The sequence below is a fragment of the Ruegeria sp. P8 genome (assembly GCF_056534665.1).
In genome coordinates, this window is record NZ_JBQERC010000015.1 from 16,972 (window position 1) to 31,347 (window position 14,376).

Genomic DNA, 14,376 nt, shown 5'->3' on the forward strand with positions numbered 1-14,376 from the left:
GTACCAGAAAAGAGAGAATTGCACCGAAGAGGGATTCGAATGCAAACCCACGATCATCTGTTCACAGATCTGCACGCCGCGACCATGGTTGGTGCGGATGCATACGGATTGATCGAAAACGCGGCGATTGTCGTGCGTGGGGACCGGATCGCGTGGGTCGGTCCGAAGACGCAGTTGCCGGAAGAATACGCGACGTTCTCTCTAACCTCGCTGGACGGGCGGTTGGTGACGCCGGCTCTGATCGATTGCCATACCCATGTAGTGCATGGCGGCCACCGCGCGGCTGAGTTCGAGATGCGCCTTAACGGTGCCAGCTATGAAGAGGTGGCCCGCGCGGGCGGTGGTATTATTTCGACCGTGAAAGCCACGCGTGCGGCCAAAAAAGAGGATTTGATTGCGCAGGCCCAGCCGCGCGTGGACGCGATGATCGCCGAAGGGGTCTCGGTGATCGAGGTCAAATCGGGCTATGGGCTTGATCGTGAAACAGAGCTGACCATGCTGCGCGCCGCGCGGGCCCTGCAGGAAAGCCGCCCGGTGCGCATTATAACTAGCTTTCTGGGCGCCCATGGTGTGCCCGCCGAGTATAAAGACCGGCCCGAGGCGTACATTGCAGAGATTTGCATCCCGACGCTTCGCGCGGCTCATGCCGAGGGTTTGGTTGATGCAGTGGACGCCTTTTGCGAAGGGATTGCCTTCCTGCCTGACCAACTGGTGCCACTGTTTGACGTTGCCAAGGAACTAGGACTGCCGGTCAAATTGCATGCCGAACAACTGTCCAACCTGGGTGGTGCGAAATTTGCTGCAAGCTATGGCGCGCTTTCTGCCGACCATATCGAGTATCTGGACGAAAGCGGTGTCAAAGCCATGGAAGTGGCAGGCACGGTGGCCGTGATACTGCCCGGGGCTTTCTACACCCTGCGCGAGACGCAACAACCGCCAATTGATTTGCTACGCAAGTACGACGTGCCAATGGCCCTTGCGACCGACTGCAATCCGGGCTCGGCTCCGATGACATCACTTTTGCTTGCGATGAACATGGGATGCACCTTGTTTCGAATGACCCCCGAGGAAGCGTTGAAAGGTGTCACTGTGAATGCCGCGCGTGCACTGGGCCTGAGAGACTGCGGCAGGATCGTTCAGGGCCTGCGGGCGGATCTGGCTGTCTGGAATGTCACTCACCCGGCCGAGCTAGCCTACCGCATCGGTTTTAATCCCCTTCACGCCCGCATATTCGGAGGCGCATTTTGACCACTCTGACGTTAACTCCCGGTGCTGTATCTCTGGCGCAGCTGGAACAGGTATTCCGCCAGGAATGCGCCGTTCGGCTGGACCCGGTTTGCAGGCCTGCCATAGCCTCGGCGCACGCTCGCATTATTGAGGCGGCGACTGGCCAAGCCGCCGTTTACGGGGTTAATACGGGTTTTGGAAAACTGGCAAGCGTCAAGATCGCGGCCGAGGATACCGCGACGCTGCAACGCAACCTGATCTTGTCCCATTGCTGTGGCGTTGGACCAGCGATCCCGCGTGCTGTTGCGCGGCTCATGATGGCGCTCAAACTGCTCAGCCTCGGACGTGGCGCGTCGGGTGTGCGGTTGGAGCTGATTGACCTGCTGGAAGCGATGCTTGTCGCAGGCGTGACACCGGTGATCCCGGCACAGGGGTCTGTTGGTGCTTCGGGCGATCTGGCACCACTGTCGCACATGGCAGCCGTCATGATGGGCGAGGGTGAAGCTGAGTTTGGCGGTACAGCCATGCCTGGCGGCGACGCACTGGCAGCGGCAGGTTTGACCCCGGTCGAACTTGGCCCCAAGGAAGGGTTGGCACTGATCAACGGCACTCAGTTTTCCACGGCGTTTGCGCTGGCGGGGCTTTTCGGCGCGTGGCGGGCGGCGCAAAGCGCTTTGGTCACTTCAGCCCTGACAACGGATGCGATCATGGGGTCTACCGCGCCTTTGCAACCCGAAATTCACGCCTTGCGTGGTCACCGAGGCCAGATCGAAGCGGGCGCAACCATGCGCGCGCTACTGGCTGGGTCGGTCATTCGCGAGAGCCACCGGGACGGTGATACGCGGGTTCAGGACCCGTACTGCATCCGCTGCCAACCGCAGGTTGTTGGCGCCGCGATGGATGTGCTGCGTCAGGCTTCAGTAACCCTGGAAACCGAGGCCAACGCCGCCACCGATAACCCTCTGGTTCTGGCCGAGGCCGGGTTGATCGTATCAGGCGGAAACTTTCATGCAGAACCGGTCGGATTTGCCGCCGACATGATTGCTCTGGCAGTGGCCGAGATCGGGGCGATTGCGCAGCGGCGTATCGCGCTGATCGTCGATCCGGTACTCAGCTTTGATTTGCCTCCCTTTTTGACACCCAACCCCGGATTGAATTCTGGCCTGATGATTGCCGAAGTCACGACAGCCGCGCTGATGAGCGAAAACAAGCATCTGGCCAATCCTTGCGTCACGGATTCAACACCGACTTCGGCCAATCAGGAAGATCACGTGTCAATGGCCGCCCATGGCGCGCGGCGGTTGGGGCAAATGGTGACCAATCTGGAACGTATCCTGGGGGTCGAGTTGCTGTGCGCAACGCAAGGGGTTGAATATCGCGCGCCGCTGCCAACCAGTGAAAGCCTTCAAGGTGTCATGGCGCGCCTGCGTTCGGTTGTACCGGCGTTGGAAGATGACAGGTACATGGCAAATGACATCGAAGCAGCCTCGGCCCTTATTGCAAGCGGTGAGATTTCCGATGGCACCGGTGTCGCCATGCCGGAGCTTGGCGCATGACTGATCCAGTCGAAGTAGTTCAGGGCGATAGTCCAATTGTTTTGGGGCTGCCTCACACGGGCACCTATGTGCCTGCGGCGATTGATGCCAAGCTGAATGCACGGGGTCGGTCGCTGGCAGATGCGGATTGGCACATCCACATGCTTTACGACGGGCTTTTGCCCGGTGCTACCACGGTTCGGGCCACCTTTCATCGCTATGTGATCGACGCCAACCGTGACCCAGGCGGTAATTCTCTTTACCCTGGACAGAACACGACGACCCTGGTGCCGCTGACGGATTTCGACGGGCAGGACATCTGGGACATCCCTCCAACTGAAAAAGATATCATTGAACGGCGTGACGCATTTCATGCGCCATATCACGCCGCTTTGCTGGCCGAACTGGAGAGGGTGAAGGCGATCCATGGCATCGCTGTGCTGTATGATTGCCACTCAATCCGCAGCCGCATTCCTTTTCTGTTCGACGGCGTATTACCCGACATGAACATTGGCACAAATAACGGGATGACCTGTGCATTGGAAATCGAAACAGTTGCACATGAGTTCGCCGCTTCATCCCCTTACAGCACCGTTTTGAACGGGCGTTTCAAAGGCGGGTGGACGACACGCCACTACGGACATCCGGATAACAGTATTCACACGATCCAGATGGAGCTGGCGCAGTCGACCTACCTGACCTCAGAAACTCCACCCTGGACTTTTGACACCGCCAAAGCCAACCGTCTCCGCCGTTGGTTGAAAGACATTCTAGACGCCCTCAATGACACAGCATTGGAGCTTGCCCGATGACCGATCCTCGCAAAAACACCCGTGACATCTTTCCGCCCACCGGACCTGAACTGAACGCCAAAAGCTGGATGACCGAGGCGCCGTTGCGGATGATGATGAATAATCTTCATCCGGACGTGGCCGAAAACCCGCATGAACTGGTGGTCTATGGCGGGATTGGCCGCGCGGCGCGGACGTGGAAGGATTTTGACACCATCGTTGCCAGCCTGAAGGACCTGGAAGAGGATGAAACGCTGATCGTCCAGTCCGGCAAGCCGGTTGCCATTGTTCGCACCCATAGCGATGCACCCCGCGTATTGATCGCTAACTCGAACCTTGTGCCGCACTGGGCCAATTGGGACCACTTCAACGAACTCGATAAGAAAGGTCTGATGATGTACGGCCAGATGACCGCTGGCTCGTGGATCTATATCGGTACACAGGGCATCGTGCAGGGCACTTATGAAACTTTTGCCGAGGCCGGGCGTCAGCACTATGGCGGCGACCTGACAGGTAAGTGGATTCTGACCGGGGGACTGGGTGGAATGGGCGGCGCGCAGCCTCTGGCCGCTGTCTTTGCAGGGGCTTGTTGTCTGGCCGTGGAATGCAACCCGGACAGCATCGACTTTCGCTTGCGTACAAAATACCTGGACGAAAAAGCCGAGACGCTGGACGAAGCGCTGGCAATGATTGATCGCTGGACTAGGGCGGGCGAAGCGAAATCCGTTGGTTTGTTGGGGAATGCCGCTGAAATCTTCCCGGAAATCTACGCCCGGATGCAAGCTGGCGGGATGCGCCCCGATATTGTCACGGATCAGACCAGCGCCCACGATCCGGTAAATGGCTACCTGCCGCTTGGTTGGACCATGGCGCAATGGAAAGACAAGCGCGAAAGTGACCCGAAGGCGGTCGAAAAGGCTGCACGTGCTTCGATGAAGCAGCACGTCGCTGCAATGGTGGACTTCTGGAACGCGGGCGTGCCGACGTTGGATTACGGCAACAACATCCGACAGGTGGCTCAGGATGAGGGGTTGGAGAACGCTTTTGCCTTCCCCGGCTTCGTACCCGCCTATATTCGCCCGCTGTTTTGTCGGGGTATCGGACCCTTCCGCTGGTGCGCGTTGTCCGGTGACCCTGAAGATATCTACAAGACAGACGCCAAGATGAAGGAACTGTTCCCCGACAATACCCATCTGCACAACTGGTTGGACATGGCGCAGGAGCGTATTGCGTTTCAGGGCCTGCCGGCGCGGATCTGTTGGATTGGGCTAGGAGATCGCCACAAGGCCGGGCTGGCGTTCAACGAGATGGTTAGAAACGGCGAATTGAAAGCTCCGGTCGTCATCGGCCGAGACCATCTTGACAGTGGTTCTGTCGCCTCACCTAACCGCGAGACCGAGGCGATGAAGGACGGTTCGGACGCTGTTTCGGACTGGCCGCTGCTGAACGCGCTTGTCAATACGGCATCGGGTGCAACGTGGGTTTCGCTGCATCACGGCGGCGGAGTTGGCATGGGGTTCAGTCAGCATGCAGGCGTCGTCATCTGCGCAGACGGAACCGATGCCGCCGCCAAGCGATTGGAGAGGGTGCTCTGGAATGACCCCGCGTCGGGGGTTTGGCGTCACGCGGACGCCGGGTACGAGGACGCGAAAGCCTGCGCTCGTGAACATGGGCTGCGATTGCCGGGCATTTTGGGCTGATTACCACGCCAACCTTTGTTTTGTCGGTTTGCCTTAGCGCTAACGTCACATTTTCCGGTTTCGAACCGGTGCTGTTTCGGCTAGGGCTAAGCCGTTCAACAACCCCGTGGGGTTGAAGGCAACTGACAAAGGTGGCTACCCGTTGCTCGATATTGCACATGTCCGCTCGGTGATTTCGGACGTTTATGACCTTGCCCCATCGGCCACTCTGGCCAATGAGATGAAAGAAACGTTTGCCCGCATGGATCGCGTGGTCAGCCCACCAGATTGGGCAATCTACGCGCCTTACGTGCGAGCCATCAATACGCTCAAGAAAGAGCGTAATGCCGTGATCCTTGGGCACAATTACATGACGCCCGAGATTTTTCACGGTGTGTCCGATTTCGTTGGGGACAGTTTGCAGCTTGCGATCAAGGCCAGTGAAGTCGAAGAAGATGTGATCGTTCAGGCCGGTGTTCATTTCATGGCCGAGACATCGAAAATCCTCAGCCCTCAGAAGACTGTGCTGATGCCCGACATGGAAGCCGGTTGTTCATTGGCAGAATCGATCACCGCTGAGGGAATCGACGAAATGCGCGCCAAATACCCCGGCGCGCCGGTTGTGTCCTATGTAAACACCACTGCCGAGGTTAAAGCAGCCTCGGATATCTGCTGCACCTCTTCGAACGCACTTCAGATCGTGAACGCCATGGAAAGTGATACGGTCATCATGACACCGGATCAGTATCTGGCGCAGAATGTTGCCAATCAAAGCCACAAGAACGTGGTGTATTGGCCTGGCTCTTGCATCGTGCACGAACAATACACGGCACAGGACCTGCGCGACTTCCGCGAATGGAACCCGGGAACACGGCTGATTGCGCATCCTGAATGCCCGCCGGATGTGGTGGCCGAGGCAGACTATTCCGGCTCGACCAGCGGTATCATCAAATACGTGCATGATGAAAAGCCGAATAAGGCGATGCTGATCACCGAGTGTTCAATGGCATCCAACATTGCCGATGAATTGCCCGAGGTCGAATTTGTAGGGCCATGCAACATGTGCCCGTATATGAAGAAAATCACGCTTGAAAAGATCCTCTTCGCCCTGCACACGATGGAAGGGCAGGTCGAGGTCGCCGAAGATGTGGCTGAAAAGGCGCGAAAATCCGTTCAGGCGATGATTGATCTGTCCCGCAAGCTCGGCATTTGATCTGAAATGACCAAAGTCACCACGGATCGCGTCATTATTGTGGGGGCTGGCATCGGCGCGCTTTATGCAGCATTGAAGCTCGCGCCGCGGCCAGTGGTTGTAATCTCACCCGATGTTTTGGGCGAAGGTGCAAGTTCCTCATGGGCGCAAGGCGGTGTGGCCGCGGCAATGGATTTGTCGGATAGCCCGGAAAGCCACAGCCTGGACACCGTCAAGGCTGGCGCAGGAATAGTCGTTCCGGCCGTTGCCGATCTGGTCACGCGCGAGGCTCGGCAATATATCCTTGACCTGACGACATTGGGCACACCATTCGATCGCACCAAGGATGGCAGTTACGTGTTGTCACGCGAAGCGGCGCATAGCTTCGCCCGTGTCGTACGGGTGAAGGGGGATCAGGCAGGTAGTGAAATCATGGCTGCCCTGATCGAACGGGTGCATGAAACGCCCTCGGTTCAGGTGTTGGAAGGTGTCTTTGCCACGGCGCTGGACGTATCAAACGGTCGGGTGACAGGTGTCACGGTTCAGGACGCATCAGAAACAGGGTCCGAGCCCGTTACGATCTGCGGGCCTGCTGTGTTGCTTGCCGGGGGTGGCTCTGGCGGGTTGTATGCCTTGACGACCAATCCGGCACGCATTCGCGGGCAGGTCATCGGGATGGCCGCACGTGCTGGTGCGCTTATTGCTGACGCCGAATTCGTTCAGTTTCATCCGACGGCAATGGATGTTGGTGAAGATCCGGCACCGCTGGCAACCGAAGCGTTGCGCGGCGAAGGGGCAACCCTGATCAACAATAAGGGTGAGCGGTTCATGTTATCCGTTCACCCGGACGCGGAACTCGCCCCGCGAGACATTGTTGCGCGTGCGATTTTTGCCGAAGTGCAGGCAGGCAACCGACCCATGCTGGACACCCGCACCGCATTGGGCTCGAAGATAACGGACTTGTTCCCGGCAGTTGCTGAATACTGCGCGCGCAACGGTATCGACCCGGTCAACGAACCGATCCCGGTCGCACCGGCAGCGCATTATCACATGGGTGGTATTGCCACCGACACTGACGGTCGCGCGACACTTGACGGGCTTTGGGTCTGCGGCGAGGCATCTTCGACCGGCCTTCACGGCGCCAACCGGCTGGCCTCGAACGGGCTGCTTGAGGCGCTTGTCTTTGCGCGCATCTGCGCCGAAAGCATCGGGGCTTCCGTTCCGGTGGTGTCAAATGCCGACCCCGTTACATTGCAGTTTGTCCATGTGGTGACTCCAGACACGACAAGGGCTATCCAGGAGTTGCGCGAAACCATGACGCGCGACGTTGGTGTTGTCCGGGACCGGACGGGCCTAATCCGTGCTCTGCAAACTATTGCGCAGTTGGAGGCGCAGCACGATGCCTGCCCGTCATTTTGCAACATGTGTGCCACCGCGACCCTGATCGCTGCTGCTGCTTTGCACCGTGAAGAAAGCCGCGGTGCACACAAGCGATCCGATTTTCCAAAAGCCAATGATGGGCCCGGAGAGCGGTCCCGGATGTATTTGTCCGAAGCAATGAGCATTCGGGCCAAAGCCTGCGAGGAACTGTCATGACAAATGCGATTCTGCCAGATCTGATCCTGGAACCCATGGTTCGCGCTGCGCTGATGGAGGATCTGGGAAGCTACGGTGATGTGACAACCCGCGCCGTGATCCCACAGGAAACAACCTATACTGCCAGACTGAACGCGCGCGAAAACGCCGTCGTGTCGGGGATGCAGGTCGCCGCAATCGCGTTCCGGCTTGTGGACCCGTCGCTTGAGGTTGACGTGCGGATCAAGGATGGTTCGCGTTGCGTACGCGGTGATACACTGATGACCATCAAGGGCTCTGCCGCATCGATCCTGTCCGGCGAACGCGTCGCTCTGAACTTTGCCGGACGCCTGACGGGTATTGCCACAATGACAGCCGCATTTGTGGAGCAGACCAACGGCACTACGGCCCGCATGACCTGCACGCGCAAAACCACGCCAGGCCTGCGCATCGTGGAAAAACAGGCCGTGCTGCACGGTGGCGGTTTCAACCACCGCTATTCCTTATCAGATGCGATCCTGATCAAGGACAACCACATTGCTGCGGCAGGTGGCATTCGGCAGGTCCTTGAAGCCGCCAAGGCACAGGCCAGTCACATGATGGCGGTCGAGATTGAAGTTGATCGACTGGACCAGCTTGCCGAAGTGCTGGACGTTGGCGGTGCTTCAGTGGTTCTGCTGGACAACATGGACAATGACATGCTGCGCGAAGCGGTTGCCATGGTGGGCGGGCGGTTGAAGACCGAAGCCAGCGGCAATGTAACGTTGGAACGGGTCGCATCAATTGCGGCGACAGGGGTGGATTACATCTCGTCCGGTGCCTTGACGCATTCCGCCCGCACCGTCGATCTGGGGCTCGATTTCTGAAGGCGCGGCATTTCCGCTTGATTTATGATCGTTTGCGCCAACACAGTTGCGTATTCAAGTTTTATCGATAATAAATCCACAGCAACGCAAGCTGCAGAAAGTTTTATAGATAAAATGATCATCCCACACTCCGGCTGGACCCGTAAAACTGCGCAAGCTATTCACGATCTTCCGTTGATGGATCTTTTGTTTCGTGCGCAGACCGTGCATCGCGAAAACTTTGATCCGAACCAGATCCAGACCTCGAAGCTATTGTCGATCAAGACTGGTGGCTGCGCCGAGGATTGCGCCTATTGCTCGCAATCAGCCCGCAATGGATCAACCTTGCCCGCGTCGAAGCTGATCGAGGTTCAGCGCGTTCTTACCGAGGCCAAGAAAGCTCGCGATGGCGGCGCGACCCGGTTTTGCATGGGGGCGGCGTGGCGCGAGCCAAAGGCGCGTGACATGGATGCGCTGGTCGCGATGGTCCAGGGCGTCAAGGAACTGGGTATGGAAACCTGCATGACGCTGGGTATGCTCGACGACACCCAGGTGGTGCAGCTGCGCGATGCCGGTTTGGACTATTACAATCACAACATCGACACCTCGGAACGCTATTACTCCGAAGTCATCACCACCCGTACTTTTGCGGATCGGATTGACACGATGAACCGGGTGCAGGAAGCCGGGATCAAGGTTTGCTCGGGCGGCATTCTGGGGATGGGTGAACATACTGGCGACCGTATCGACATGTTGCTGACATTGGCCAACATGACGCCTCCGCCGGACTCGGTGCCGATCAATATGTTGATGCCGCAGGCCGATACCCCGCTTGCCGACGCCGAGCCGATCGATCCGATCGACTTTGTGCGGATCATTGCAACGGCCCGCATTCTGATGCCCAAGTCCTATGTGCGGCTTTCGGCCGGACGCAGCGACATGAGTGACGAGATGCAGGCGATGTGCTTTTTCGCCGGTGCCAACTCGATCTTTGTTGGCGAAACGCTACTGACAGCAGAAAACCCCGAAGAAGACACCGACGCGGTCCTGTTTGCCAAACTTGGCCTGCAAGCTGAAAAAGCCGAAACGCGAAACTGCACGGAAGCTGCCGAATGAAAGCAGTCAACCGACTGGAATCGATGCTTGATGCGCTTCAAGCCCGGCACCGCCGCCGGGCCTTGATCCCGACGCAAGGGCTGGATTTCGCGTCGAATGACTATCTGGGTCTTGCCGGATCTCAAGTGTTACAACGTGCGGCACATGATGCGCTGTCGCGGGGTGTGCCTGTAGGTTCGGGAGGTTCACGTCTGTTGCGGGGCAACCACCCTGAACATGAAGCGCTGGAGCGGGAAGCGGCCGCATTCTTTGAGGCTGAGGCCGCGCTGTTCATGGGAGGCGGGTTCCAGGCCAATCAGGCAATCTTCTCCACGTTGCCAGCGGCTGAGGATTTGGTCCTTTATGACGCGCTGGTCCACGCGAGCGCCCATGAAGGTATGCGGTCCAGCCGCGCGGACCTGCGTGCCTTCCGTCACAATGATGTTGCGGATGCACGCAACGTATTGCGCGACTGGCAATCTACAGGCGGTTCGGGTCAGGTCTGGATTGCGGTCGAAAGCGTGTATTCTATGGAAGGTGACCTGGCGCCGCTGGAAGACTTGTCCGTACTTGCGCGCGAAGCTGATGCAGTTTTGGTTGTTGATGAGGCCCACGCCACCGGTGTTTTCGGACAACGAGGCAGGGGTCTTGCGCATGACCTGAATGCTGATCTGCTGACATTGCATACCTGTGGTAAAGGGCTTGGTGTCTCAGGTGGGCTGATCTGCGGTCCGCGCGTGATGATAGATACCCTGATCAACCGCGCGCGTCCCTTCATCTTTGCGACCGCTCCGTCGCCTTTGAACGCTGCTCTGGTTCGTGCTGCGCTACGGGAACTGGCCGAGGATGTCAGTCTGGTTGAAGGCGAGCATGAACGTATGCGCCATGCCCATGACATCGCACGGGAACTGGGGTTGCCCGCCGCCGCGTTGAACAGTCAGATCATCCCGGTTGTACTGGGAGATGACGAGCGCACAATGGCGATGGCGGCCACTTTGCAGCAGCAGGGTTTTGACGTTCGGGGCATCCGCCCGCCCACTGTCCCAAAAGGCACATCCCGTTTGCGCGTCTCGATTACCGGAAACGTCACCCTTCAGGATATCACGGCCTTGTTCACCACTATCTCAATCTGTCAGTCGGAGGCCGCATGAGCGCGCTGATCGTTACCGGAACCGACACAGGTGTTGGAAAAACCGTGTTTTCGGCTGGTCTGGCGGCAGCGTTGCAGGCCCGGTACTGGAAACCTGTTCAGTCTGGTCTTGAGGATGTTACAGACACTGAAACCGTCAGCGCGCTGAGCGGTGCCGAGGTCCTGCCCGAAGCGTACCGGCTGAACATGCCCGCCTCACCGCATCTGTCTGCCGAAGACATGGGCGTTGAGATTGACCTCTCGCGTCTTGAAATTCCGAAAGTGGACGGGCCTCTGGTTGTCGAAGGGGCAGGGGGCCTCATGGTGCCGCTGAACCGCCAGTCCTTCTTTCTGGACGTGATTGCCGGATGGCAGGCTCCGGTTGTTCTTGTAGCGCGCACCGCCTTGGGAACGATCAACCACACCACATTGTCCCTAATGGCGCTTCGGGCTGCTGGCTGCGAGGTTGTCGGCGTCGCATTCGTGGGTGACCCCGTGCCGGACGTAGAGCAAACCATCGTCGAGATGTGTAAAGTGCATCATCTGGGACGCCTGCCATTTCTGAGCGACCTGACACCGCAGCGCCTGAACAGCGCATTTTCGGCAATCGATGTGGCGACCATTCGGAGGTTCTTGTGACCCCGTTGGAATTTGATGCGTGCCACCTGTGGCACCCTTATACACATGTGCTTGAACCCGGCCCGATGCACCTGATTACCGGGGCAGAAGGTGTCTGGCTGACGCGTGCTGATGGCGTCAGAATGATCGACGCAATGTCGTCCTGGTGGTGTACGGTGCATGGCCACAGGCACCCGGCCATCATCGATGCGATGCAAAAGCAGCTGAATACACTGCCGCATGTGATGTTTGGCGGTCTGACCCACGAACCCGCCGTGGAACTCGGGCGCAGGTTGGTCGACCTTCTGCCAGATGGCCTGGATCGCATTTTCTACAGCGACAGCGGCTCGGTCGCGATTGAAGTCGCGTTGAAGATGGCAGTCCAGTACCAGATTGCCAAAGGCCGGGGCGAACGGTCTGAATTTGCCACGATCCGGGGTGGCTATCATGGCGACACATGGAAAGCGATGAGCGTTTGTGATCCCGTCAACGGGATGCATGGTCTGTTTCGCGGTGCGTTGTCGATCCAGCACTTTCTGCCACGCCCTCACATCCAGTTCGGCGATGTGTGGCTCGACGACCCTTCCGAGAACGGGTTGGAGCCGCTGGAGGCGTTGCTGAACTACAAAGGCAACAGGATCGCCGCGCTGATCCTTGAACCGGTGGTGCAGGGCGCAGGTGGGATGTATTTCTATCACCCCGCCTGGTTACGTGGGGCGCGTGCCTTGTGTGATGCGCATGACGTTTTGCTGATTTTCGATGAGATCGCGACCGGTTTCGGACGCAGTGGCGAGATGTTTGCAATGGATCACTCCGGGGTGGTTCCGGATATCCTGTGTCTTGGCAAGGCGCTGACCGGTGGGCATATCACCTTGGCCGCCACTATCGCGACTGAGGCCGTCGCTCGTGGGATCGGTGAAAGTGAGGCCGGAGTTTTGATGCACGGTCCCACCTACATGGCCAACCCTCTGGCTTGTTCGGCAGGGGTGGCGAGCCTCGACCAGTTGCAACAGCGAAACTGGAAGCAGGAAGTTGCATCAATCTCGCAGCAGATGAAGGCCGAACTCGCGCCCGCACGCAATTTTCCCGGTGTTACAGATGTGCGCGTGCTCGGCGCAATTGGCGTCATCGAGATGGATGAGCGGGTCGACCCCTCCATCGCACATGGGTTGGCTACGGAAACCGGTGTGTGGTTGCGCCCGTTTGCTCGCAATATTTATTGCATGCCTCCCTATGTTATTTCACCTGACGAACTGAGCAGGGTAACGTCCGCGATGCTTGCTCTGGCTGGGGGGCAGAAATGAAAAGCCGTTGGCTGGCGCGATCAGGTGACAGTACTCTGACCCTTGTGTTCGGTGGATGGGCATTGGGCGATGCTCCGTTCCGGGGTCTTGCGGGGGGCGGGAATATCCTGTTGGTGGAAGGTTACACCAGCCTCGATGATCCCCTGCCCGATCTCTCCCGTTTCGATCACATAGACATGCTGGCCTTTTCCTTTGGTGTCGCGTCGGCTGCGCATTGGCTGGCGTGCTCGGGGTTTCGTCCCGACCGTTTGATCGCCATCAGCGGCACTTTGCACCCGGCGTGCCCGGAGCGTGGCATTGCGCCTGACATGACCAAGGCAACAGCGGCTCAGCTTTCCGAGCGCAGCTTCGCCAAGTTCTGCCGCCGTGCGGGGTTGCCAGGCGAGCCCCCGGAACTGGACATCGCAGCGTCGCAACAGGAGCTATTTGCCGTGATCCAACGTGGGTCTGCCCCTGATCCGGGTTTTGACAGGGTGTGGATACCCACAAACGACCGGATCATTCCGACATCGGCCCAAGAAACGGCATGGGCCTCAACCTCGGCCCGAGTCGAGCATGTGGCGGGGCCGCACGTACCATTCCTACGGGGGCAAAGTTGGGCGAGTTGGGTATCATGACAGCGCAACTGGCAGAAAGGGTGCAGCGGAGCTTTAGCCGAAGCTTTCAAACCTACCACGACACAGCAAATCAGCAAGCCTGGGTCGCAGGCAAGCTGGTGTCCGAACTGCGTCGTGCCGGAGCCCCGGACCGCTTTGAAGCTGTCTTCGAGCTGGGATGTGGCACAGGGCATCTGACCCGTCTGATGCGACAAAAATTTCACCTGCCAAACCTCATATTGAACGACATCGCGCCGCAGGCTCAGGCAACGGCTGATGCGGAACAGGCCAAGTTCATTGCCGGTGATGCACGTGAAGTTCACTGGCCTTCCCGGATTGATCTGATCGCCTCGGCTTCGATGATCCAATGGATGGAAAGCCCGTTGCAATTGCTTCACAAAGCGATGGACGCGCTGGAGCCCGGCGGGTGGTTGGCGGTTTCGGGTTTTGGCCCTCAGCAATATCAAGAGCTTAGCGCGATCGGATCTTCAGCGCGTGCACCGGGCCTTACTACGCCAGCTGCTCTTGCCGCTGCTGTCGACGGGCCGATGCAGGTATTGGCCGCTGGTGAAAGCCTGAGACAAACCTATTTCGATACGCCCCGCGAGGTACTTAGGTATTTGCGAAGAACAGGTGTAAACGGCAGGGCGCAAGGGATATGGACCAAGTCCACGCTGGCTCGGTTCGAAAAAGAATACGCTAAGGAGTTCGGCACGGATCGCGGGGTCTCACTGACATATCATCCCGTGTGGATCATTGCCCGGAAGCGATAGGTGGTAATTCTGCCGTG

Annotated in this window: 13 protein-coding genes; all 13 read left to right on the forward strand. The window is 58.4% G+C overall.

The window, feature by feature from the left end; genetic code table 11:
• Positions 1 to 39 precede the first annotated feature (39 nt).
• Positions 40 to 1,248, forward strand: coding sequence for an imidazolonepropionase (gene hutI / locus ACR0BZ_RS15525; RefSeq protein WP_480920677.1), 1,209 nt, complete (start codon positions 40 to 42; stop codon positions 1,246 to 1,248).
• A complete protein-coding gene (gene hutH, locus ACR0BZ_RS15530) occupies positions 1,245 to 2,783 on the forward strand; it encodes a histidine ammonia-lyase (protein WP_480920678.1) in 1,539 nt (512 codons plus the stop codon). Before hutI ends, hutH begins: the two co-directional genes overlap by 4 nt.
• A complete protein-coding gene (gene hutG, locus ACR0BZ_RS15535; protein ID WP_480920679.1) occupies positions 2,780 to 3,574 on the forward strand; it encodes an N-formylglutamate deformylase in 795 nt (264 codons plus the stop codon). Before hutH ends, hutG begins: the two co-directional genes overlap by 4 nt.
• Complete coding sequence (hutU, locus tag ACR0BZ_RS15540) at positions 3,571 to 5,253, forward strand: urocanate hydratase (RefSeq protein ID WP_480920680.1); 1,683 nt, start codon at positions 3,571 to 3,573, stop codon at positions 5,251 to 5,253. The genes hutG and hutU overlap by 4 nt, the downstream gene beginning before the upstream one ends.
• 142 nt (positions 5,254 to 5,395) lie before the next feature.
• Positions 5,396 to 6,445 carry a quinolinate synthase NadA gene (gene nadA, locus ACR0BZ_RS15545; protein WP_480920681.1) on the forward strand — a complete coding sequence of 350 codons (1,050 nt, stop codon included), beginning with the start codon at positions 5,396 to 5,398 and terminating at the stop codon, positions 6,443 to 6,445.
• A gap of 6 nt (positions 6,446 to 6,451) precedes the next feature.
• Positions 6,452 to 8,020: an L-aspartate oxidase gene (locus ACR0BZ_RS15550; protein WP_480899902.1), complete on the forward strand. Its 1,569-nt coding sequence runs from the start codon at positions 6,452 to 6,454 to the stop codon at positions 8,018 to 8,020.
• The gene (nadC, locus tag ACR0BZ_RS15555; protein ID WP_480870433.1) at positions 8,017 to 8,865 is read left to right on the forward strand and encodes a carboxylating nicotinate-nucleotide diphosphorylase; all 849 of its coding nucleotides are present in this window, start codon (positions 8,017 to 8,019) and stop codon (positions 8,863 to 8,865) included. Before ACR0BZ_RS15550 ends, nadC begins: the two co-directional genes overlap by 4 nt.
• Before the next feature lie 114 nt (positions 8,866 to 8,979).
• Positions 8,980 to 9,960, forward strand: coding sequence for a biotin synthase BioB (gene bioB, locus ACR0BZ_RS15560; protein ID WP_480899904.1), 981 nt, complete (start codon positions 8,980 to 8,982; stop codon positions 9,958 to 9,960).
• The gene (locus ACR0BZ_RS15565) at positions 9,957 to 11,090 is read left to right on the forward strand and encodes an 8-amino-7-oxononanoate synthase (RefSeq protein WP_480920682.1); all 1,134 of its coding nucleotides are present in this window, start codon (positions 9,957 to 9,959) and stop codon (positions 11,088 to 11,090) included. The genes bioB and ACR0BZ_RS15565 overlap by 4 nt, the downstream gene beginning before the upstream one ends.
• Positions 11,087 to 11,707 carry a dethiobiotin synthase gene (bioD, locus tag ACR0BZ_RS15570; RefSeq protein WP_480920683.1) on the forward strand — a complete coding sequence of 207 codons (621 nt, stop codon included), beginning with the start codon at positions 11,087 to 11,089 and terminating at the stop codon, positions 11,705 to 11,707. Before ACR0BZ_RS15565 ends, bioD begins: the two co-directional genes overlap by 4 nt.
• Positions 11,704 to 12,990: an adenosylmethionine--8-amino-7-oxononanoate transaminase gene (bioA, locus tag ACR0BZ_RS15575; RefSeq protein ID WP_480920684.1), complete on the forward strand. Its 1,287-nt coding sequence runs from the start codon at positions 11,704 to 11,706 to the stop codon at positions 12,988 to 12,990. Before bioD ends, bioA begins: the two co-directional genes overlap by 4 nt.
• Complete coding sequence (locus ACR0BZ_RS15580) at positions 12,987 to 13,607, forward strand: pimeloyl-ACP methyl esterase BioG family protein (protein WP_480487372.1); 621 nt, start codon at positions 12,987 to 12,989, stop codon at positions 13,605 to 13,607. The genes bioA and ACR0BZ_RS15580 overlap by 4 nt, the downstream gene beginning before the upstream one ends.
• Positions 13,604 to 14,359, forward strand: a complete 756-nt coding sequence (locus tag ACR0BZ_RS15585; protein ID WP_480920685.1) for a methyltransferase domain-containing protein — start codon at positions 13,604 to 13,606, stop codon at positions 14,357 to 14,359. The genes ACR0BZ_RS15580 and ACR0BZ_RS15585 overlap by 4 nt, the downstream gene beginning before the upstream one ends.
• Positions 14,360 to 14,376 lie beyond the last annotated feature (17 nt).

What these genes read in the sequence shown, in the direction of transcription:
- hutI (WP_480920677.1), top strand. Translation starts at nt 40, where the DNA reads ATGCAAACCCACGATCATCTGTTCACAGATCTGCACGCCGCGACCATG.
- hutG (WP_480920679.1), top strand. Translation starts at nt 2,780, where the DNA reads ATGACTGATCCAGTCGAAGTAGTTCAGGGCGATAGTCCAATTGTTTTG.
- hutU (WP_480920680.1), top strand. Translation starts at nt 3,571, where the DNA reads ATGACCGATCCTCGCAAAAACACCCGTGACATCTTTCCGCCCACCGGA.
- ACR0BZ_RS15550 (WP_480899902.1), top strand. Translation starts at nt 6,452, where the DNA reads ATGACCAAAGTCACCACGGATCGCGTCATTATTGTGGGGGCTGGCATC.
- nadC (WP_480870433.1), top strand. Translation starts at nt 8,017, where the DNA reads ATGACAAATGCGATTCTGCCAGATCTGATCCTGGAACCCATGGTTCGC.
- bioB (WP_480899904.1), top strand. Translation starts at nt 8,980, where the DNA reads ATGATCATCCCACACTCCGGCTGGACCCGTAAAACTGCGCAAGCTATT.
- ACR0BZ_RS15565 (WP_480920682.1), top strand. Translation starts at nt 9,957, where the DNA reads ATGAAAGCAGTCAACCGACTGGAATCGATGCTTGATGCGCTTCAAGCC.
- bioD (WP_480920683.1), top strand. Translation starts at nt 11,087, where the DNA reads ATGAGCGCGCTGATCGTTACCGGAACCGACACAGGTGTTGGAAAAACC.
- ACR0BZ_RS15580 (WP_480487372.1), top strand. Translation starts at nt 12,987, where the DNA reads ATGAAAAGCCGTTGGCTGGCGCGATCAGGTGACAGTACTCTGACCCTT.
- ACR0BZ_RS15585 (WP_480920685.1), top strand. Translation starts at nt 13,604, where the DNA reads ATGACAGCGCAACTGGCAGAAAGGGTGCAGCGGAGCTTTAGCCGAAGC.